The organism is Alphaproteobacteria bacterium (assembly GCA_030680745.1).
In the GTDB taxonomy this organism is placed as follows: Bacteria; Pseudomonadota; Alphaproteobacteria; order JAUXUR01; family JAUXUR01; genus JAUXUR01.
This window is the reverse complement of sequence record JAUXUR010000022.1, coordinates 1-21,606: the sequence shown is the minus strand read 5'-3', so window position 1 is coordinate 21,606 and position 21,606 is coordinate 1. Positions and strand designations below refer to the sequence as shown.

18 protein-coding genes are annotated in these 21,606 nt (G+C 34.5%); 11 read left to right on the top strand and 7 right to left on the bottom strand.

Annotated features, from left to right (window positions below; genetic code table 11):
* Position 1: 1 nt before the first annotated feature.
* The 4 genes from Q8L85_01635 (at position 2) to Q8L85_01620 (ending at position 4,054) form a co-directional block, all read left to right on the top strand.
* Positions 2-733, top strand: a complete 732-nt coding sequence (locus Q8L85_01635) for a DUF1003 domain-containing protein (protein ID MDP1723389.1) — start codon at positions 2-4, stop codon at positions 731-733.
* Between the two features lies 1 nt (position 734).
* Positions 735-1,574 carry an MBL fold metallo-hydrolase gene (locus tag Q8L85_01630; protein ID MDP1723388.1) on the top strand — a complete coding sequence of 280 codons (840 nt, stop codon included), beginning with the start codon at positions 735-737 and terminating at the stop codon, positions 1,572-1,574.
* Between the two features lie 122 nt (positions 1,575-1,696).
* Positions 1,697-2,332, top strand: a complete 636-nt coding sequence (locus Q8L85_01625) for a hypothetical protein (protein MDP1723387.1) — start codon at positions 1,697-1,699, stop codon at positions 2,330-2,332.
* 348 nt (positions 2,333-2,680) lie between these two features.
* Positions 2,681-4,054, top strand: a complete 1,374-nt coding sequence (locus Q8L85_01620; GenBank protein MDP1723386.1) for a hypothetical protein — start codon at positions 2,681-2,683, stop codon at positions 4,052-4,054.
* A 246-nt stretch (positions 4,055-4,300) separates the two neighbouring features.
* Here Q8L85_01620 and Q8L85_01615 read toward each other — a convergent pair whose 3' ends face one another.
* Positions 4,301-5,155 (bottom strand): Rpn family recombination-promoting nuclease/putative transposase, encoded by an 855-nt coding sequence (locus tag Q8L85_01615; protein ID MDP1723385.1) that lies wholly within the window; start codon positions 5,153-5,155, stop codon positions 4,301-4,303.
* A gap of 213 nt (positions 5,156-5,368) precedes the next feature.
* On the opposite strand from Q8L85_01615, the gene Q8L85_01610 reads away from it, so the two are divergent.
* Complete coding sequence (locus tag Q8L85_01610; GenBank protein ID MDP1723384.1) at positions 5,369-7,147, top strand: hypothetical protein; 1,779 nt, start codon at positions 5,369-5,371, stop codon at positions 7,145-7,147.
* 162 nt (positions 7,148-7,309) lie between these two features.
* On the top strand, positions 7,310-7,618 hold the full coding sequence (trxA, locus tag Q8L85_01605; GenBank protein MDP1723383.1) for a thioredoxin: 309 nt from the start codon (positions 7,310-7,312) through the stop codon (positions 7,616-7,618).
* Between the two features lie 169 nt (positions 7,619-7,787).
* Here the strand turns inward: trxA and Q8L85_01600 are convergent, their stop codons facing one another.
* From Q8L85_01600 to Q8L85_01580, 5 genes are all read right to left on the bottom strand, one after another.
* Complete coding sequence (locus Q8L85_01600; GenBank protein MDP1723382.1) at positions 7,788-9,230, bottom strand: efflux transporter outer membrane subunit; 1,443 nt, start codon at positions 9,228-9,230, stop codon at positions 7,788-7,790.
* 409 nt (positions 9,231-9,639) lie between these two features.
* Entirely contained in the window at positions 9,640-10,575 is a 936-nt protein-coding gene (locus Q8L85_01595) for an efflux RND transporter periplasmic adaptor subunit (protein ID MDP1723381.1), read from the bottom strand.
* Complete coding sequence (locus Q8L85_01590) at positions 10,568-11,314, bottom strand: ABC transporter ATP-binding protein (GenBank protein ID MDP1723380.1); 747 nt, start codon at positions 11,312-11,314, stop codon at positions 10,568-10,570. Before Q8L85_01590 ends, Q8L85_01595 begins: the two co-directional genes overlap by 8 nt.
* Positions 11,315-11,470: 156 nt before the next feature.
* A complete protein-coding gene (locus Q8L85_01585) occupies positions 11,471-12,631 on the bottom strand; it encodes an ABC transporter permease (protein ID MDP1723379.1) in 1,161 nt (386 codons plus the stop codon).
* A gap of 96 nt (positions 12,632-12,727) precedes the next feature.
* A complete protein-coding gene (locus tag Q8L85_01580; protein MDP1723378.1) occupies positions 12,728-13,144 on the bottom strand; it encodes a hypothetical protein in 417 nt (138 codons plus the stop codon).
* A gap of 215 nt (positions 13,145-13,359) precedes the next feature.
* On the opposite strand from Q8L85_01580, the gene Q8L85_01575 reads away from it, so the two are divergent.
* The 5 genes from Q8L85_01575 to Q8L85_01555 all read left to right on the top strand — a co-directional run bounded on the left by Q8L85_01575 (position 13,360) and on the right by Q8L85_01555 (position 19,692).
* The gene (locus Q8L85_01575) at positions 13,360-13,959 is read left to right on the top strand and encodes a hypothetical protein (protein MDP1723377.1); all 600 of its coding nucleotides are present in this window, start codon (positions 13,360-13,362) and stop codon (positions 13,957-13,959) included.
* 401 nt (positions 13,960-14,360) lie between these two features.
* Complete coding sequence (locus tag Q8L85_01570) at positions 14,361-15,434, top strand: formylglycine-generating enzyme family protein (GenBank protein MDP1723376.1); 1,074 nt, start codon at positions 14,361-14,363, stop codon at positions 15,432-15,434.
* Between the two features lie 42 nt (positions 15,435-15,476).
* Positions 15,477-16,331: a neuromedin U gene (locus Q8L85_01565; protein MDP1723375.1), complete on the top strand. Its 855-nt coding sequence runs from the start codon at positions 15,477-15,479 to the stop codon at positions 16,329-16,331.
* Positions 16,332-16,381: 50 nt separating this feature from the next.
* Entirely contained in the window at positions 16,382-18,814 is a 2,433-nt protein-coding gene (locus Q8L85_01560; GenBank protein MDP1723374.1) for an arylsulfatase, read from the top strand.
* A gap of 218 nt (positions 18,815-19,032) precedes the next feature.
* The gene (locus tag Q8L85_01555; protein MDP1723373.1) at positions 19,033-19,692 is read left to right on the top strand and encodes a hypothetical protein; all 660 of its coding nucleotides are present in this window, start codon (positions 19,033-19,035) and stop codon (positions 19,690-19,692) included.
* Positions 19,693-20,417: 725 nt separating this feature from the next.
* Here Q8L85_01555 and Q8L85_01550 read toward each other — a convergent pair.
* Positions 20,418-21,434, bottom strand: coding sequence for a hypothetical protein (locus tag Q8L85_01550; GenBank protein MDP1723372.1), 1,017 nt, complete (start codon positions 21,432-21,434; stop codon positions 20,418-20,420).
* Positions 21,435-21,606 lie beyond the last annotated feature (172 nt).

Below are 21,606 nucleotides of genomic sequence, written 5' to 3'. Positions count from 1 at the left end.
CATGTCAAAAACACGTAAAAAATTATGCGTCATCTGCAAAAAAAAATTTGATGAAGCTAAAACCATTCCTTTAATACTTTTAACAGATCCTATTTTTGAGCTTATTCAAAAAGATCATCCTAAAATTTCGCACGAAGATCATATTTGTCTTAAAGATATGGGCCATTATCGCGCCCTTTACATAAAACAAATTGTAACGCAAGAAAAAAAAATTATCACCGAAGACGAAGAACCTGTTATTGAAAGCTTTATCGATCGAACTGTTATTTCAGAAAACGTAGATGATCTTTATGAAGAAAGCACAACTTTTGCAGATCGTTTGTCAGATAAAGTGTCAGCTTTTGTTGGTAGTTGGCCATTTATTATTAGTTTTTTTATTTTTATGATTCTTTGGATTTCTTTAAATTCTTATGCCATAGCTACAAAACCACTCGATCCTTATCCTTATATTTTTTTAAATCTTATTTTATCAACTATTGCGGCTACCCAAGCACCCCTTATTATGATGAGTCAAAATCGTCAAGAAGCAAAAGACCGTGTCCGATCTGAACATGATTATAAAATTAATCTAAAAGCAGAACTTGAAATAAGACACCTTAATGGCAAACTAGACCATTACATGCGCATTTTATGGGAACATCTTGAAGAAAATGAAAGATTTAATAAATCCATGAGTCTTAATGAAAATATGACTGCCTTTCTTCATCGACATAAACAACAAGAAGTTAATTAAGATGAATCATCGACCTAATAATGGATATTTAAAATTTTGGGGGGTAAGGGGTACTTTTCCTATAACATCTGTGTCACATTCAAAATACGGTGGTAATACGTCCTGTATCGAATTGATGTGCAACGATCATCTGATCATTTTTGATGCAGGCACTGGTTTAAAAGTTCTTGGCGACACATTGCTTGCACAAAAAAAAACCATTAAAGCGGATATGTTGATTTCGCATACACATTTAGATCATATTTTAGGCATTCCTTTCTTTAAGCCATTTTATGCATTATCTCATCAATTTCGTTTATGGGCAGGACATTTGAAGCCCGAGCGCCTTCTTAAAGACGTTTTATCGAATATGATGACGGAGCCTTTTTTTCCGATTCCCATCGATATTTTTAAAGCTGATATTGCTTATAATGATTTTAACCCAAAAGATATTTTACATTTAAGCGAAAGCATTAAAGTTGAAACAACATCCTTAAATCATCCTAATCGGGCCATCGGCTATCGTGTAAATTACAACAATCTATCAATATGCTATGTGACTGATACGGAGCATCAAACAGATGAACAAAATGCTCATATCTTAAAACTCATCCAAGATGCAGATTATTTTATTTATGATGCGACCTATACAGATAATGAATTTGAATCACACCGTCATTGGGGGCATTCAAGCTGGCAAGAAGGCTATCGATTAGCCAAAGAAGCCAATGTCAAAAATTATATTATTTTTCATCATGATCCTGACCATGATGATCAATTTATGGATAAAATTGCATTAGAAGCATCTTCATTAAACCCGAATACTATTGTCGCTTATGAAGGATTAAGGATAGAGTTTTAAAAAAATTTAATAATCCAAATTTGTCATTTGACAAAATGTCACTAAATGTTTTTTTTTGTTGACAATTACTGTAAAATTGTATATTTTCTTTATAGTAAATTAACATACAGAAAGTATACATTATGAAAAAAGCTCTTTTAGCGTTTTTACTTGCGCTTCAATTAACATCTGTAAATGCAAATCCAAATCCCGATATAACGTCATTATTAAAAACCATTGTAAGTATAACCCAAAAAGTTAATGATGGTTTTGCTAAAATTCAAACTCCTCAATTCTTTCGTTTAAATACGCTAGATCAACAAATTACTATGAGAAATATAGAAGAAAATAATATAAATAAAAACAAATTAACAAAAACGTTAATTTCTATTATACAAAAAAGTCCAAATCCAGATGCGCTTCTTGACAAACTAATTCAAACAATTACTCAATTAGGACCACAATATAATGATACAAATATGCGTTTATTACATGATGTATTAAGCGCGCCTATTAATGAACAAACAGCACTTAAATTTGCAGAATTTGCTTATGAAAATTCAGTTGGTTTATGTAATGACTGTTCTTCAAAATTATTATCTTTTCCTAAACTTAAAGAAGAATATTACATTGAAAATAACATGATATATTCAAATAATACAAATTCAGATTCTGAAAATGAATATGATTCTAGTTCTGATGAAGAAAATGACGAAGACGAGAGTGACGAAGAAGATGGAGACGATATCATTAATTTAGATAAATTAAATTTAAATTAATTTTATTATTTATAATACACAAGCAAATTAATGAAAATTGATTTGCTTGTGTTCAAATCTAGAAACCTCTTAAATTAATCTTTTTACTTTTTTTCATTTAAGTCATATATCGTTCTTCCTGCTTGAAATACAAAATCGATTCATCTTGTCTTTAGCAAATACAATCTTTAATATTAAAAACAACTTGTTAAAGTTTGTATTTTTTATAAATACGAATCAAGTACTTTTTTTCTAAATAAAGTTTTTTAAATAAAAGTTAAATATTAATAAGTATATAATTTTTTTGTTTGAAATTTTAAATTACTTATGTTAGCCTTACAAAGTTATGTTAAATAAATATGGTTTAAAATGAAAAAACTAATTATAAAATTTTCGATATCTTTGTTTTTTTTAATTAAAACAGGATATGCAGAAGAATTCATTATTGACGACAGTAATGTTGTTTTGTGCGAAGGAATTGCGAAACGCTATCATGATTATGAAGAAAAACATAAAGAACTAATAAACTCTCAACAACCTCGATCAGATCTTATTTATAAAATTAATTATTTGTCTTACGATGAGCGTTTAAAATATTTTTCACCTAACGATTCAATTTTAAACAAAAAAAATGGCGTCACTTCATTGGTAGTAAAAGAACCTCTTTCAAAAATAGCTTTAACTTCATTAGATTATTTTTTTCCAGACATTAAGGAAATAACGTTTGAAACACATACAATTAACGATAACTTTATAACCTCTATTCCAAAACTTCCAAATATAACGAAACTTAATATTTCTAGCAATGGAATCAAGACGGTAGGGGCCAAATTTATTGCAGAAAATTTTTGTAGCCTAACAGAATTGAATGTTAGTAGCAATCGTCTTGGGAATGATGACTTAAGGTATATTGTAGAAAGCCTTCATTGTTTAACAAAACTGGATATTTCCTCAAACAACATTGAGGCCGAAGAGATATATCTTATTGCAGAAAAACTTTCTAATCTGACAGAGCTTAATATTTCTATGAACAAGATCGGAGATGAAGGAGCCAGATTTATTGCCGAAAATCTTCATCATTTAACAAAATTAGATATTTCTGAAAATAATATCGGCGATGCAGGGGCTGAATTTATTGCAAAAAACCTTTCTAATCTGACGGAGCTTAATGTTAGTAACAATAACATAGGGCAAGACGGTATAAAAAATATTGCAAAAAAACTTCATCATTTAACAGAATTGGATGTTTCTCGAAACAACATTGGCGATGAAGGGGTTGTATTTATTGCGGAAAACCTTTCTAATCTGACGAAGCTTAATGTTAGCACTAATAAGATAGGGCAAGACGGTGCAAAAATTATTGCAAAAAAACTTGTGCGTTTGACTGAAATTTATATTTCTCAAAACAACATTGGAGACGAAGGCGCTGGATTTATTGCAGAAAACCTTTTTAATCTGACGAAGCTTTATATCGCTTTCAATCAAATAACACAAGAAGGTGCAAAAGTTATCGCAAGAAACCTTTCCAATTTGACAGAGCTTGATATTAGTTACAATCGAATTTCTGATGAAGGCGCAAAAGCTATTGTGAAAACACTTTTCAAGTTGATCGGGCTCAATGTCGAACGGAATGGAATTGGAGATGAGCAAACAATTGAAATTATGGAACATTTTTCTAATTTGGCTTGGTTAGGTGTAGGTGGACCAAGCGTAACAAAGACATGGGATGAGCTCAATATGTAATGAAAGTTTTAAGTTCAAATTATTTGAATGTGCAATATTCATAAAAGTAATTTATCATAAAAGTTATATTTTGTCTGACTTTAAACATTTAATGTATATACCCAAATAATCTGAAACTACCGTTTTTAGTCAATGACCTTTGGTCACTTTTTGAACCAAAAATTTCTAAGGTAAAACAATTATCTGTCGAAATTTTGGCATCAAAAATCACCTCAAACATCATGCCTAAAAATCGGCATTTTCAAATCATTTGGATATAGTTTTAATGTTATTAATTTCATTATGAGAAAGACCCGTAAAACGTGCAATTGTCTCAGTATCTAAACCTGCTGTGAGCATGTTTTTGACAATATCAACTTTGCCTTTTAAAATACCCTCATCGTATTTTTGTTCCATAGAGGCAATATAAGCGCCTTCATATTTATCTGCCTGATCATAAATCAGAAGTTCTTCTTCGTTCCATGAAAATCGATTGAGTTCGTCATAAGCACGTTCGATAATATCATCACCAGCGATAATTTTTGCAACATCTTTTTCGGCCGTGTCATCAGCAAATTTAAAAAAATACATCCATTTTTCAACAATTGTATTCAGTTCGTTTATATTTTTTTTGAATTTAGGTAATTCCAAAAATGTAAAAGAAAAATCTTTAAGATCATTCTCATTTGTTTTTTTATCTAAAATAATATGATCTGACTTATACATTTCTTTGTCAGGAAAAATAATAAAATTTGAAATCGCTAGAAATATAATTTCTTTGAGATCAGCATAAGCAGCACCAATTCGCGCTTGTGAGCTATAGGCTTTAGCAGCATAATATTGAGCACGCTTTTCAAAGCCTTTTTCTTTTGCAACTTGAATTTCGACTATATATTGATTGCCTTTATTGTCTTTACACAAAATATCAACAATACTTGTTTTTTGTGCAGCAATTTCAGGGTCTTGAACTGTTTTAAGAAAGGTTACATCTTGAATTGGTTCTTTTTCTTTGAATGTCAGCATATCATTCAAAAAATGGATGAGAATGTCTTTATTTTTTTCTGTACCAAAGATTTTTTTTAAAGCTACATCATTTTTGGGATCTAAGAATTTTGATAACACTTAAAAAACATCATATTAAATTATGCTGTTGTGACAACTATCAGAAATTGCACCCTATTTTTCATTGAAAGAGTATAAAAAAATAATGAAACTTCATTTTAGAATAAATTATAATATTAATATTTAAAAAAATTGATTTTTATTAAAAAAAACGATACAATTCATTATAAATTATTTATTTTATAACTAAATATTAATATAAAAGGTTATGTAATGTACAAAATACTATGGATTATACTTTTTTTGTTTTGCAACAAAGATGTTCTGTCATATGATTTAGTTGAAGATGGTGATTATCTTACTGTTTTTAATGACGATGGATATGAAATCGATACTTTCAACAAGCATGAATATCATATCACGATAAGTGAAGATGGAGATCGTTTTTCTGTTGAGCGCATTAAAAAGAAAAAAATAGAGGCGATTTCAGGAGAAGAAATTGCATTAAATAAAAAAAAACAATGCCTAGAGACACCCACCATTGATTCGTTTTCAGATATAGATGATTTTATTTCAGAAGAAGAAATTTTATTGCTTGATAAAATTGAAAAAGACTATTTTAAAGAAAAAACTAAAATAAATTCAATTGATGATGTTAAAAATGTAAATAATTTAGAACAGGAAAATTTGTCACGCATTGAGCGCCGTTCAAAATTATTTTTTAATGCTTCAAAAGAAAAAACAATTGATGTCTGTTTTGGGCAAAGCCAGTCTAATGCTGATACACAGCATGAAGAAGGTTTTTATCCATATCCATTAAGCGCAACAAAAACACAACAAAGACTTTCACCTTTTCAAAAATCACAAGCAAAGAAATATAAAAGCAATCTTCCGCAACAAAAATCAATTTCAACTTTTTTTGTTAAGAAAGGATTTCCTGATCTAAAAAGAATAGAGAGAAAAAATAAAAATATTCATGTATCTCAAAAAATTCCACCAACATTAAATGACAATATTGAGGGTAAAATTGAAGATGATCTTTTTTTACATGAATTAGATGAAATAGAAAATAATTTCCAAACACAGGAAAATAATAGCTTTTCACAATTAGTTGATAAAGATTTTCAGGATTCATTTGCGATTAAACGCATTTACAGCAAAGATGAACATAGAAATTTACTCATAAAAATGCTTGAGTCTGCTGAACAGACTGTATTAATAACTACTCAATCCGTTACTTTTTTTGATCAAGATATTTTTAATCTATTTGAGCGTCTTCGAGAAAAAAAAGTCAAAATTTTTGTTTATTATAATAAATTCATTGATAAACGCTTATTAAATTTTTTTGATAATATTGGCATTATCCATCGTCAATTCAATATTCATGCAAAATTTCTTATGATTGATTATAAATCTATTGTTATTGGTTCCTATAATTGGTTAGATTTTAATGATGATTACGACAATACATCATTTGAAATTCAAGGAAATGTAAAATGTTTTGATAAATTAAGAGGTAGGATTTGGAAAAAAGTAATTGATTATAGGAAGAATAGAGATAATGTTGACAATCCTTTTCAAATTGACTTATTGCATGAATCTGAAATGCATCTTTTAACATCATTAAAATCGCATGAAAATTTCTTTAGATGTGTTTGTAAAAATGCAAACCATAAAATAGAAATTTTTTCACCTTTTGTGACTACAAATAATGCAAAGAAAAGATTAATCGACATTGCTTCTTTCATTAAAGAAGGTGTAAAAATTAATATATATGTTCTTAATCAAAGTGATGCCGAAAAATTGTCGCAAATATTAAAAACACCTTTATTGTCAAAAATAAAAGATCAAATGAATGTTTTTTTAACAGAAGATCATAGTAAAACTCTTGTAGTGGATGATTATCTTATCAGTGAAGGATCGTTTAATTGGCTTTCATCAGCAAGCAGTGAAGCAAGTAAATTTCATAATTTTGATGCAAGTCTTGTCTTGAAAGGGCGCATTGCAGAAAATTTTATTCAAGAACTAAATGTTAATTTATCTGGCGAATGAACATGAAGCAAAAATTATATTTTTTTAGTAGATTTGATAAATAGTTTTTTTATAGGGTTAGGTGTTCAAAAAATAGTTGATGTCAAGACTTGAAAGAAAACTACCATAAACGTAGAATTCAATTCTATCTCGGTGTCATCTTTTAACCATAAGGATTTTTATATGCGCTCCATTTCAGATGCAAGTTTTTCAAGCGATGTATTGCAATCAACTTTACCCGTTTTAGTAGATTTTTGGGCACCTTGGTGCGGTCCTTGTAAATCTTTAAGCCCCATTTTGGAAGAGCTTTCAAAAGAACTTGACGGTCAAATCACGATTGTAAAAATGAACGTCGATGATAATGCCCAAATTCCTGCTCAATTTGGTGTCAGAAGTATTCCCACCATGGTGTTATTTAAAAATGGTCAAGCCGTTTCAACACAAGTAGGGTTATTACCAAAATCAAAAATTATGGAATGGGTTAAATCGTAATTATCCATCATATGAATAAATTTTTTGATTTATAAGCTCCATTTTAAATAACTATTCAGATTATGTGACAAAGTCTAGAAAGGTCGAGAATCGGAACGGAGTGTACCTCTTTGTACATGAGTACCGAAATCACAGACCTGACGACGAATTTGTCCATAGGCTGAGTAGTTTATGACCAGCCACCGCCTAATGCTTTAGATAATGCAATAACATCGAGTAGTTTTTTTTCGGTAACATCTAATAGATTTAATTCTTTGGAACGCAAATTTATTTGACTGTTTAAAACATTTATATAAGGATCAAGCCCTTGTACAAACCGTGTTTTACTGTTCTCAAGGCTTTTTGCAGCATCTTTATATACTAATTGTAGTTTCCCTTCTTGCTCTGCATCCATAAGATAATGAATACAGAATTCTTCAACCTCTTTAAAAGCATTTAAAATCGTGTTTTTATACATATAAAATTTTTCATCTTTAAAGCCTTTAGCCTCATCAATAACGGCCCTAATACGACCAAAATCAAAAAGAACGAAACTGGGATTGGCACCTAATGTAAAATAACGGCTCGACGCTTTAAAAAATTGAGAAGGTATATTAGCATCATGTCCAAAAATACCCGTAAGTGAAAATCTTGGAAATAAATCTGCAAGATGAACACCGATAAGAGCCGTCGCATCTTTTAGATCTTCCTCTGCTTTGCGAATATCAGGTCTTCGTTGAATAAGCGTTGAGGGTAAATCAAGAATGAGCGCTGCATTCCAAGAAGGCATTGGAGAGGCTTTACTTAATTTTTCTTTTAAATCTGTTGGGTTTTTACCCAATAAAAAAGAAAGTTGATATATAAAGGCATTTATATTTGCTTTAATGGGTGAAATTGCTGCTTTTGCTTCGTCCAGTGAAGATTTTATATTTAAAAGTTGTATGTCATTTGAAAGACCAGATTTTTTAAGGTCAAGATTCAAATCATATAGTTTTTGCCAATCTTGTATTAAATCCTTTAACACTTTTTTAATATGTTGATTTTTGCGTAACGATATATAATTTTGTGCAATATCGGCATATAAAATGATGCTTATGGCATGACGATCAAATATAGAGCTTTCCAATTGCGCTAAAGCAGCTTCTTTGCCACGTTTAACACGTCCAAAGAAATCAATTTCCCAAGACACGTCGAATTGAGCTTTATATTCCGAATAATAGGGACTTCCCTCACCTCCACCGCCATTAACACTATTTTCACTTCTTCTGTTGCGAGAGATTGTGCCATCCATATTTATTTGAGGAAATAAATTGGCGACAATGCCTCTTAAATTTGCACGTGCTTGAAGAATACGTGCTTCGGCTGCTTTAAGATCTAAATTTTCCTGAATTGCTTCTTTGATAAGATCCGTTAAACAAGAATCCTGAAAATTTTCCCACCATTTTAAGTTGATTTTTTGCGTTGGGTCTTTTGATTGATGCGCCCATTCTTGAGGTAGCTTCACGTCCGGTCTTTTATAATCAGGCCCAAAAGCACATCCGGTGAGATTTAATACCAAAAAACTTATATACCCAAACAATTTCAAAATGTGGGTAGAAAGATGAGAGGTGAGCAAGCGGAACGTATTCTTCATCAATCTACCGAATAAAAAATGAAATTGTTTTTTTTACCTCTCCCCTTGTGGGAGAGGTCGTCCCGAAGGGACGGGTGAGGGGTGTCTAAAGCGTTTACAAGAAACACATCATCGTGTCGTGTGTAAGCATTGCAAGACAAATACTTACCCTCCATAAACCCCCTCACCCGCTCCCTTTGGTCGCGACCTCTCCCACAAGGGGAGAGGTGAAAAAAACTCTTACTTTTGAGGGTCTTTTCGTAAAAATTTGTATTCATTTCTTTGGAATGAATTACGGGGCGTGAGATTAGGACAGTAAAAAATGGACCTAATGTTATTTTTTGTCCGATAGATTGATTCTTCATACATAAGCATTGTGAATCCCGAAATATAACGACCTCCACAGTTTGAAGAGTGTTGGGTATAAGCATCATGGAACCTCTATATACACATCAACCTGTTGACCTATATAAGTTTGAATAAGCTTAGGATCAAAACTATATAAAGGCTGTAATACGCGCACATCAACGCGTTCGCTTGAGCCACCCGTTAGATTTCTTTTAGGTACGACATAAGGTTCAAGATATTCAAAATGAAGTGGTATTTTAAGCTCATTATTTCCACGCAAATACGCAATAGCGTTAGTTTTTTCTTTGAAGCGCCAAGCGTCATTTTCGTCAATATCAACCCTGATGTGATATTTTGTGCCACCTGCAATTAAAACGAGAGGATTAAGATCATTGGCGACAAATTCTCCAGGATGAACATTGACCTGTAAAATAATGCATTCCATAGGTGAATTGATTGTTAAAAGTTCTAAATTTAATTGCGATGCTTTTAAATGTGCTTCATTCGTTTTAACAACGGCTTCAGAAATTTTTAAATTGGTATCAGCGATCATTAAATTGTTGCGACGTATAATATATTCTTCTTTACTAATGGATCCATTATTTTCAATGTTTTTAACAAGATTAAACTTATCTTTTGCATCTTGAAATGTTGTTTTTGCATGTCTAAGATTTGCTTGCGCTTCCATAAGTTGTGTTTTTTTAATATCAATGTCTGCAAGAACTTGACGTGCATCGAGCCTAAATAATTTATCCCCTTTTTGTACATGATGCCCAACATCTACAAAAACTTCGTCAACTACACCTGTTAACAACGACCCTATTTTAATATTATCAGTTTGCGCCTCAATAATACCCGATCCTGCAATAAAATTTTTATAGGGTGAAAAAGAGGGCGCAACAACAGGTTGGCTAATGGGTTGTGGTTGCGTATCTTTGATGGACATTAAAGCACCAGCACTCAAGCCAATAAAAGCAATAATAAATAAAACACGGTGAAGCGGTAAAAATTTAGACATGCGCTTCCTCTTGGCTTGTTTGATATTCTAAAGCTTGCTCATAGGAATCATAAACATGTTTAATTTGACCATCTTCCATGAGTGCAATCCGATCTGCAAAAGGATAAATACGAATATCATGGGTCACGACAATTAAAGTTCGTTTTTGTTCTTGTGTTATTTTTTTCATAATTTTCATAATCTTTTGACCTGTTTGACTGTCAAGTGCTGATGTTGGCTCATCACAAACAATAAGTTTTGGATTATGAATCAATGCACGCGCAATCGCGACACGTTGTTGTTGTCCTCCTGACAAGCCAGCAGGTAAGACATCTTTTTTTTCACCCATCCCCATTTCAGTTAATAAAGCGGATGCTTTTTGGGTAGCTGTTTCTCTATCAACACCTTGAATAATCAAAGGAACTGCGATATTTTCAGCAGATGTTAAAGGTGGAATAAGATTAAATGCCTGAAATACAAATCCTATATTTTCAGCTCTGAAGGTAATTTTCTCAGATTTAGACATTTTTTGCAAATCTTGACCCAAAACAATGCATTGTCCTTCATTATAGTTTAATATACTTGCTATAATTGAAATTAACGTTGTTTTGCCACATCCAGAAGGACCTGCAAGCATAAGAAGCTCCCCCACTTTAACTTTAAGGGTTGCGCCATTTAATGCATAAACTTCATTGCCATCAGTCCCATATATTTTCGTAATGTCTTGACAATCAACAGCTATATTTTGCTCGTTTACCATGACATTGATTTCTCAGGAAAATACACTTTAACTAACCAGATTATGAGGCAAAGTTTAGAAAGGTTGAGAACCGGAACGGAGTGTGCTTTCTCGTACATGAGTACCGGAAGCGGATACCTGACGACAAATTTGTCCATAAGATGGTTAGTGATCATGTTAGCTCTTAAACACAACAGCTGGTTCCAATCGTATAACTTTGATAATACTGATGGCAGCAGAAATTGCCGAAATAATCGTAACGCCTATAAAGCTAAAAAGTAATAATTGCCATGGAAATCTAAAAGCGATTGCAGTATCTTGCGTAAGACTTGAAAATAAAGCTGTTCCGCCTAATCCAATACCATATCCAATAAAACCAACAATTAAGGCTTGATATAAAATCATCCAAAGAAGTGTGCTATTTCGTGTGCCCATGGCCTTAAGAACACCAAAATAACGTAAATTTTCAATCGTAAAATTATAAAATGTTTGCCCTGCAATAGCTGCGCCCACTAAAAAGCCTAATAAAACAGAGATACCAAAATTAATAGGAATGCCTGTATATTTCATCATATAATCTATGGTTAAATCTTTAAATTCATCACCCGTATACGCAGCATAACCTGTTTTTTCAGTAATCATTTTGGTAAGTTCTTTTACTTTTGATGGGTCTTTTGCTTTAACAAGAACAAAATTTAAGAAATTGCGTTGAGGTGGCGCAAATTTACTTGCGCGACTAAAAGTTGTAAAAATAATAGGTTGTGATTGAAATGTTCGTGTTGTTTCTGCGATACCAACGACAAAGGCACGATTATCATTAATCTCGATCGTATCACCTATTGCCATTGGTATTTTGGGTCCCCCAGGTTTTAACGGCGGATTAGCTAATTTATCATTTGCACCTTCAAGACTTACAATAATAGAATCACTTTTTCTTAGGTTTTCAAGTTTCCCCTGAACCATTTTGGCAGGCCCCCCAATAAGGGTTGTATCATCTATACCAATCACATTGCAATTTTGAAAATTACCACTTTTTAATCTGACCTGAATATTTCCTTTAAAAAGAGGTTTTGCCCAAGAAACACCTTCAATACTTGCAACCCTATATAATGCAGTAATAGGCATTGCTTTACTATCATCAATAAATTTAACTTTTTTATCCATGACCCAAATATCTGGAAGACCAATATCTGTTACAAAACTAAAGGAACGCGTCATTAAACCAACAAATACACCAGGCTGCTGTGTCATAATGAGGGATGCAAAGCCAATCCCAAGGATAATCCCTAGGAATTTACCACGATCTCCGATAAGCATTTTAAGGGCAATATAAAACACAGCAAATCCTTTCTTAAAGGATTGCTTATTAATTGCATAATGTCAAATAAGAGAAAAGGTTGCATCCAGGATAGATGCAACCAAAGATAATTATTATCATGCAGGTGCAGTAGGGGCTGGCGCAGGTGTGCTTGATCCACCAAGACCAAATATGCCCAATACTGCACCAATACCACCAGAAATAACACCACCGATTGTACTGAAAATGCCTAAACTAACTTCTTTATCGTCAGCTTTATTTTTATTATGTTCATTAAGAGCATCTTGCGCTAATTCTTTGCCCTTATCTGTGTCGAGTCCTGAATCATTGTTATGGTGATAGGAAACATTAGCTTCATTTTTAACTTTACCCTTTTTCCCATCTTTTGATACAGGAATTTTAGTCGTTGTTGTTTTAACAACAACACCAGCTAAATTGTTACTATCAATACCTGTTGTATCTTTTGCAACATCTGCAAAAGCTAAAGGCATTGAAATGGCTGTAAGCAGAAGGAATAATGATAGTTTTTTCATTGTATGAAACTCCCTAATTTTTATTATCTTGTTATTTTTTTAGGATAATTATTAAATATATCCTACTTATTGATTATAACAAAACAATCAAAAAAGGGAAACATAAATGCTCCCTTTTTTCTATAGAAATATCTAGAGCTCAATAAAATTAACCAAAAATTAATATTACAAATTATATAATAATATATGTTTTAGAAAACAATTGGAGGATTATAATGCGTCATTATTTTTTAATATATACATCTTTTGTTCTTTTTTTGTTACCTAATACATCAAATAGTATTGTAGTAAATTTTGAGCAAGTAAATGAAATATATGCGCCAGATGAACTTCCGTGGACAGAACTTACTCAATTATCTACAGAAAAAAAAGTTGTCATTAATTCTAGGGAATATTATAAAGATGTTCCTAAGGAAGAATACGATAATAACCTACGTTATTCAGGACAGAATTTACAAGTATTTGCAAGACCAAAAAGACATCAAGTTAAATTTTATTCAAATGATAGATATTTGCATTTAACTTATGAATGGGTAGGTACAGGTGCGCTTTTGGGATTAGGCAAAACATATTATATTAATATTAAAACCCGTCTTGATCCTATACATCATGAGTGGTTATTGACTTATGCTGAGTTTCCTAAATATAAAGACCTTGTTCGAAAAAAGACGAATGAATTTATAGGTAAACCTAATTATTATAATATTCAGGCAGCTGTTAATAATTATTTAAATCTAATGCATGAAACACAAGATTTTAATGAGCTGATGGAGTATAAAAACGCAATACGTCGATTACTGGGCATTAAAAAATAGACTTTTTTTGAAACTCTACTATTGTGGTCGATTGATACGTCTCTTCGGTACTCAGATCATCATGCATAAAGAATACACTGCGATCTTCCCTGTCGAATCTTCTATCATTCGTGTCAAAATTTACGGTTTAAAGTTCAAAATTGCTCTAAAACAGTAAATTCTCACACATCCTCTGTTATGGGTTTCTCAACAATTTCGTCAGTGAAGTAAGGGCTGTGTTGCATAAATCAAGTCTCTTCAGTGCACATTTTCATTTTAATGCCTGGTCTGTACATAACCCCTCTATTGACAGAAAAATTCAGTTTGCTATCGTTAACAAGAGAAAGATACAGAAAATAAGAATTTTGAGTAATTGATCGAAGGTAAACTGAAGCAATTACAGACATTGGATATGACCTATTATGAATAAATTCTACTCGATTTTAGTTCCTTTATTAATTTTTACCTTTTGTCATTCTTATGCAGATGATAAAGCAGCAAAAAAAAAGGAACCATGTGGCTGTGGCAAGGTATCCAAAGCATCTGCTCTCATATCTGCTCCTAAAATCGCCCAGATTGGGATGGTTGAGATACCATCGGGCTCATTTATGATGGGGAATAATGATCCAGCTGCTAAACCAGATGAATCTCCCGTTCATCAAGTTAAAATCGATGCTTTTTACATGGATGAAACAGAAGTAACAAATGAGCAGTTTCAAAAATTTGTTAAAGAAACTAGCTATGTGACAACCGCTGAAAAACCAGTTGATTGGGAATTGCTCAAACAACAGATACCTCCGAACACACCAAAACCGTCTGCAGATAAATTAGCGCCTGGATCACTGGTTTTTAAACAGACCAAACATCCTGTCTCCCTAAACGACTATTCTCAATGGTGGCATTGGATAAATGGCGCAGACTGGCGTCATCCTCATGGACCTAAGTCTAAAATACTGGGAAATGATCACCCTGTTGTACATGTCTCATTTGAAGATGCTCAAGCTTATTGTAAATGGCAAGGCAAAAGATTGCCCACAGAAGCCGAAAGAGAATGGGCAGCAAAGGGTGGTTTGGAAAATAACAAATACCCTTGGGGTAATGAAGAAGTGGATGTGACAAAACCACAAGCAAATATTTGGGAAGGAGAATTTCCTCACAAAAGTAATAAGATAGATTGGACAACGCCTGTAAAGAAATATCCGCCCAATGGTTATGGGCTTTACGATATGGCAGGAAATGTTTGGGAATGGACATCTGATCTTTATGATGCTCATTATTACGTTACCTTAGACAAACAAGGTAGCGTTGTTAATCCTCACAATACGGAAAAAAGTTTTGATCCAGATGATCCAAACGTCAAAAAATATGTTATACGCGGCGGATCATTCATGTGCCACAATAGCTATTGCTGGGGCTATCGGATATCAGCAAGGATGAAAACCTCACCAGATTCTTCTATGATTAATCTGGGATTTCGGTGTGTGAAAGATAAATAGTGTTCTAAAATAATTAAATAAAAAGAACTAAGGGAATTCATCATGCGTATAGCTATTATTGTGATTACTATTATGATTCTAGGAGATTTAAGCCTATATGCTACCGATAAGGAAACAAAGATAGATCCTATCTCGTCCCCCAAAAAGGATTCTAAAGGAGAGGATACAGAATCTCTTGCAAAAGCAGCACAAAACCCAATCGCCAATATGATCAGTTTACCGTTTCAAAATAATACAAATTTTAATGCAGGCGCTGACGATCAAACTCAAAATATCTTGAATATCCAACCTGTTATTCCATTTGATATGACTCCAAATTGGAATTTAATCACACGTACGATCCTTCCTGTGATCTCCCAACCAGGATTAAATCCTGGTATGGGTCGTAAGAATGGGATTGGGGATATGCAAGTTTCATTTTTTCTTTCTCCCAAAGATTCAGGAAAACTGGTATGGGGCATAGGCCAAATTTTTCAAGTTCCAACAGCGAGCGATAATGCCTTGGGCGCTAAAAAATGGGCTACAGGTCCCACGGGTGTTGCGCTGATTTCAAAGGGGCCATGGCTTTGTGGCGGCCTCATCAATAACATTTGGGATTTTGCAGGAAATTCTAAACGTGAACGCGTCAACCAAATGCTTATGCAACCTTTTGTTAACTATAACCTCCCATCTTCTCCAGGGACTTACCTCACCTCATCTCCCATTATTACGGCCAATTGGACTGCCAAAAGTCGGGATCGATGGGTCATTCCTATTGGCCTTGGAATTGGACAGATTTTAAAAATAGGGTCTCAACCCATAAATGTGTCGGCGGCCACTTATTACAATATCGTGAGACCAAAAAATGCTTCTGATTGGACAATCAGGGTACAACTTCAATTCTTATTTCCAAAGTAAATAATGGAGATAACGACTAATAAGTTTAATCTATACAGATGGATAGGAAAATGGCAAAAATTTTTAGAGAGACAATAAAAATGAAAATCAAAACAATATTTTGCGTTTTTACCTTCGCGCTGGCATTGCCAGCAGGAGCAGAAAATGTCCTTCCATTTTCTCAACAACCATTTGAGGGGAAGATTGGCAGCACGGCCAGTGAGTCTACACCAGATTTTCCTAAGTCTATTCAAGCACCTAAGGGCGCACCTAATATCTTGCTGATTCTAACTGATGACGTGGGCTTTGGAGCATCATCTACGTTTGGAGGTCCGATTCCGACACCGTGGTTTGACAAATTGGCCAAAGAAGGTCTTCGATATAATACGTTCCATACTACCGCACTTTGCTCTCCCACGCGCGCGGCACTCATCACCGGCCGCAACCATCACACCACCAGTACCGGTGTCATTACAGAAATGGGAACGGGCTATCCTGGCTACCATTCGATCATGTCAAAGAGCTGTGGCACAATAGGGGAAATTCTCAAACAGAATGGCTGGAATACGGCCTGGTTTGGCAAAAATCATAACATACCAGACTGGCAGTCGAGTCAAGCAGGTCCGTTTGAGCTCTGGCCAACTGGATTAGGATTCGAATATTTCTATGGCTTCATTGGCGGCGACACGGACCAATGGCACCCTGCACTCTTTGAAGGCACTAAGCCTATCGAACCTCCTTATAACTCAAAAAATTATCACTTTGCGGCGGATATGGCAGATCATGCCATCTCATGGATTCGTCAGCAGCACGCTCTTGCACCGGATAAGCCATTTTTCACCTATTTCGCACCGGGATTGACCCATGCGCCGCATCATGCGCCGAAGGAATGGATCGAAAAGTTTAAAGGTCAGTTCGATCAAGGCTGGGATAAGCTGCGGGAGGAAACGCTGGCGCGTCAAATTTCTTTGGGCGTCGTTCCTGCTGACACCAAGCTCACCGCGCGACCCGAGCAAATTCCTGCGTGGGATAGCCTTAACGCTGACCAAAAGCGACTTTATGCGCGTATGATGGAAGTATATGCGGCGAGTTTAGCCTATTGCGATCACAACATTGGGCGCGTCATTCAAGCAATCGAAGATACCGGTGAATTGGATAATACACTCATCATTTATATTCAAGGTGATAACGGCGCGAGTGGCGAAGGTACATTGCAGGGCCTAGCTAATGAAGTCGGCGTTGCCGCTAACGGGGTTAAGGAAAGTCTTCCTTACCTTCTCTCGATCATAGATGATCTCGGCGGGCCGTTAACCTACAACCATTATCCCGTTGGCTGGGCACATGCCATGGACACGCCGTTTCAGTGGACCAAGCAAGTTGCTTCGCATTTTGGTGGCACACGTAATGGTCTCGTTATCTCTTGGCCTGCACGCATCAAACAGAAAGGCGAAGTTCGTACACAATTCAGCTCCGTTATCGATATAACCCCGACGATTCTTGAAGCGACTGGAATTCAATTGCCGACAGTAATCAATGGCGTGAAGCAGAAACCAATAGAAGGGTACAGTCTGGTTTATAGTTTTGACGAGGCCAAAGCACCAACGCAACACAAGACGCAATATTTCGAGATGTTGGGAAATCGTGGGATTTACCACGAAGGGTGGATGGCCAATACAACGCCGCTCCGATTACCTTGGCAGGCTGCCTCAGAGAATAGCCCTGATGATTTTAAATGGGAGCTTTATCACATTGCACAGGATTTCTCCCAAGCACAGGACTTGGCAGCTAAAAATCCTGATAAGCTTAAAGAACTCCAAGATATTTTTGACCGTGAGGCAAAAAAATATAACGTTTATCCACTCGATGCTTCATTTGTTGCACGCACCGACGTATCTATCCGTCCAAGCTTGACACGGGGACGCAGCACCTTCACCTTCTATCCAGGAATGATCCGAATTCCAGAGGGTACAGCACCAGACTTGAAGAACAAATCCTATACTGTTACAGCGGAAGTTGAAATTCCTGATGGAGGAGCCGAAGGCGTTCTTGTGACACAGGGTGGACGCTTTGGTGGCTGGGGATTGATCGTTATTGATGGCAAGCCACAATTTATCCATGCCTTTTCGAATCAGCCAGAACATAAGTACCGAGTCGCCTCAAACGAGAAGCTTAGCCCTGGTAAGCACACCATATTCTTCGATTTTAAGTATGATGAAGGTGGTGCGGGCAAGGGCGGCATCGGCACCATTACAGTGGATGATAAGCAGGTAGCTCAAGCGAAAATTGAGCGCACCATTCCCACGCGAATATCTCTTGATGAAACATTGGATATCGGCAAGGACTCAGGAACACCCATCGTTGAAGACTATGCTGACAAAATGCCCTTCGAGTTCACAGGTAACCTAAAAAAAGTTGTCATTGAACTTGGCAAGAGCGGTCTCACAGCCAGCAATGATAAAGAGATGAATGAATCCAACGCGAAGCTTGAGGCAGTGAGGGACTAACCTTTATTGCCTAGGAACTGACATACATGGGGAATTTGGGGCAGCATGCGTTTCAATCAGGTGCAGCCCCTTCCACGTTAAATAACGCCCTACAGCAACAGATGTATGTTAAAAGATCGATTTTTTCCTATTTATTCTCAACCAGCTTTAGCTAAAATGGTCAAAGTATAGGTATAAAATTTAGGATAAATTAATTATTGGTATTGAGAGGAATCGTCATGAAGACAAGAAAAACTACTTTATTAATTATATCTCTGTTAGCTCTTTTTTTGAGTCAAGCCTCTGCGGAGCCGATTTCATTGGGGGTTAAGGGAAGTACATTGGGTATTGGCGCTGAATCTTCTTATAGACATAATAGCTGGTTATCTCTGACAGGATCCGTTAATGGCCTTAAGCTCACCAGCAATAATTCAACAAAAGACCTCTTTTTTAATAGTAAAGTTCGTTTTTTAACGGCAGGCGCAAGTCTAGGCTTTCATCCCTTTAAGAGTGGTTTTAAATTATTAACCGGACTATTTTATAATGGAAATCAATTTGAGTTATCCGATGTTCGATTAAAAAACAACATCACTCTTAACAATGTTAACATCACCCCAGATCAAGTTGGTCAAGCAAATTTAAAAGTACATTATCAAAGAGTAAGTCCTTATCTAGGCTTAGCTTTTGACGCAGCTTTATATAACAATTCTCCTTGGAGTTTCACAGGTGAGCTTGGCGTTCTCTTCCAGTTTTCACCAAAAGCCACTCTCACAAGAACAGGAGCTCGAAACTTCCCTTCTCTCAAACGTTTTCTTGAAGATAAAGTAGAAAAAGCTGCAAGCAAAAATATTTTGAAATATTTCCCTGTGATGTCGATAGGTCTTAAATACGTTTTTTAGCTGCAAAATTAAATAAGATTAATTCGGGAAGTCAGGATACGTGTGTAAATAGGGGTATCAAGCTCATATCATGAGTGGTTACTGACTTATGCTGAATTTCCTAAGTATAAAGATCTAGTTCGAAAAAAAACGAATGAATTTATAGGTAAGCCTAATTATTACAATATCCACGAAGCTTTTAATAATTATTTGAATCTGATGTATGAAACACAAGATTTTAATGAGCTGATGGAGTATAAAAATGCGATACGTCGATTATTGGGCATTAAAAAATAAACGCATATATATACCCAAATAATCTGAAACTACCGTTTTTAGTCAATGACCTTTGGTCGCTTTTTGAACAAAAAATTCCTAAGGTAAATATATTACCTATCGTAATTTTTAGCATCAAAAATCATCTCAAATCTCATGCCTAAAAATCGGCATTTCCAAATTATTTGGGTATAGCTGATCAATCTACAGGACAATTTATATTGTTATGATAAAAAATTGTTTACACCATCTTTGTTTTCCTGTTTGCTTCGAAGCACGCTTCATACGCAGATTCAGGATTGTATCTTAAAAACCTAGCACAAAACAAAGAACAAAAAGACAGCAAAATGATAATTATTTAGATTAAGAAAAAAGGATTTTACAGAATCTCAAGATGAAGGAAAGAAGATTTCCTCCATCTTAACTAAACATACATTAAGAAAAAAGTTAGATAGAAATAATATTATCCTCTATTCAACAATCCTTACATCTAACCTATTAAGCAATTTTTTGTAAATTCCCCTATTAATGAAATCTGCAACTGTTGAATAAAAAAGTCCTTCTTTTGTGCTTGCATCAGGTCTGGTTGGATCCCAAGCTTCATGATTTGAAAGATAACTATCTAATATCTGCTTGATATCCTGACCTGTAAGATCGAGATTTTTAAGTAAAGCAGTTTTAACAAGATCAAAAAATTCAGCTGTGGAAAAAAATTTTCTATCTTTTTCTTCACGAACATTTCCTAATGCAACAACATTAACACCTTTTTCAAGAACGTTAACGGCCTGTCTAAAAGATTGTGGACCTCCTTCAACAATAACAAGTAAATCATCATCTTCGGCTGACATAATATAATCTGAGGCTATAACATCATCGCCAAATTTTGTAAAACCTTCTTGCATACCATAATCATTATAGACGACTACAAAATTTGAAACTTTATCAGAAACTTTGCAACCCCAAAGATTCAACGCAGTGAAGGTATGACCAACCACATTTGCTAAAACACGATGTGTCTCATTTGGGTTCTGCTCAATATACTCATTAAGAAATGAATTAATATCAAGTTTAGATAAATCATCATTAATATGCCCTGTATATCCATATTCAATAATATGCTCACCATCAAAATATGGTTTCAAAAATTCACGTGCTAATTGTGTTCCTTCAACACTAAATTGGTTCGAGCTGCCAACAATTTGAACCATACGTCGTGTCTTTAACCCCATTTTATTGATTAAGTCTGTTTTTAATTGAACATAATTTGTCTTATTAAGGTTTTTCTGGTCTATACCGTAAAAATTCTTACCATTTACCTCAACATGTTCAGTATTCACAGAAGAATTATCAACATGTTTAGAAAATTGGTCAATCTGACTATGAATTAAGTAAGAAATATCGCTATCTTTACCGACCCAAGCCGCTTCAGCATTCATAAAATTGCTTGAGCAAGCTAAAACTAATGCTATTATTCTAGAAATTTTCATATTCTTCTCCTTTTTTTTTATATAAATGCACTATTCGTTATTTTAGCACTATATGAATATATACCCAAATAATCTGAAACTACCGTTTTTAGCCGATGACCTTTGGTCGCTTTTTGAACCAAAAATTTCTAAGGTAAAACAATTATCTGTCGAAATTTTCAGCATCAAAAAT

Excerpts from the sequence above, each read along its gene's own strand:
- Q8L85_01635 (MDP1723389.1), top strand. The coding sequence starts at position 2 with ATGTCAAAAACACGTAAAAAATTATGCGTCATCTGCAAAAAAAAATTT.
- Q8L85_01630 (MDP1723388.1), top strand. The coding sequence starts at position 735 with ATGAATCATCGACCTAATAATGGATATTTAAAATTTTGGGGGGTAAGG.
- Q8L85_01625 (MDP1723387.1), top strand. The coding sequence starts at position 1,697 with ATGAAAAAAGCTCTTTTAGCGTTTTTACTTGCGCTTCAATTAACATCT.
- Q8L85_01620 (MDP1723386.1), top strand. The coding sequence starts at position 2,681 with ATGAAAAAACTAATTATAAAATTTTCGATATCTTTGTTTTTTTTAATT.
- Q8L85_01610 (MDP1723384.1), top strand. The coding sequence starts at position 5,369 with ATGTACAAAATACTATGGATTATACTTTTTTTGTTTTGCAACAAAGAT.
- trxA (MDP1723383.1), top strand. The coding sequence starts at position 7,310 with ATGCGCTCCATTTCAGATGCAAGTTTTTCAAGCGATGTATTGCAATCA.
- Q8L85_01600 (MDP1723382.1), bottom strand. The coding sequence starts at position 9,230 with ATGAAGAATACGTTCCGCTTGCTCACCTCTCATCTTTCTACCCACATT.
- Q8L85_01595 (MDP1723381.1), bottom strand. The coding sequence starts at position 10,575 with ATGTCTAAATTTTTACCGCTTCACCGTGTTTTATTTATTATTGCTTTT.
- Q8L85_01590 (MDP1723380.1), bottom strand. The coding sequence starts at position 11,314 with ATGGTAAACGAGCAAAATATAGCTGTTGATTGTCAAGACATTACGAAA.
- Q8L85_01580 (MDP1723378.1), bottom strand. The coding sequence starts at position 13,144 with ATGAAAAAACTATCATTATTCCTTCTGCTTACAGCCATTTCAATGCCT.
- Q8L85_01575 (MDP1723377.1), top strand. The coding sequence starts at position 13,360 with ATGCGTCATTATTTTTTAATATATACATCTTTTGTTCTTTTTTTGTTA.
- Q8L85_01570 (MDP1723376.1), top strand. The coding sequence starts at position 14,361 with ATGAATAAATTCTACTCGATTTTAGTTCCTTTATTAATTTTTACCTTT.
- Q8L85_01565 (MDP1723375.1), top strand. The coding sequence starts at position 15,477 with ATGCGTATAGCTATTATTGTGATTACTATTATGATTCTAGGAGATTTA.
- Q8L85_01560 (MDP1723374.1), top strand. The coding sequence starts at position 16,382 with ATGGCAAAAATTTTTAGAGAGACAATAAAAATGAAAATCAAAACAATA.
- Q8L85_01555 (MDP1723373.1), top strand. The coding sequence starts at position 19,033 with ATGAAGACAAGAAAAACTACTTTATTAATTATATCTCTGTTAGCTCTT.
- Q8L85_01550 (MDP1723372.1), bottom strand. The coding sequence starts at position 21,434 with ATGAAAATTTCTAGAATAATAGCATTAGTTTTAGCTTGCTCAAGCAAT.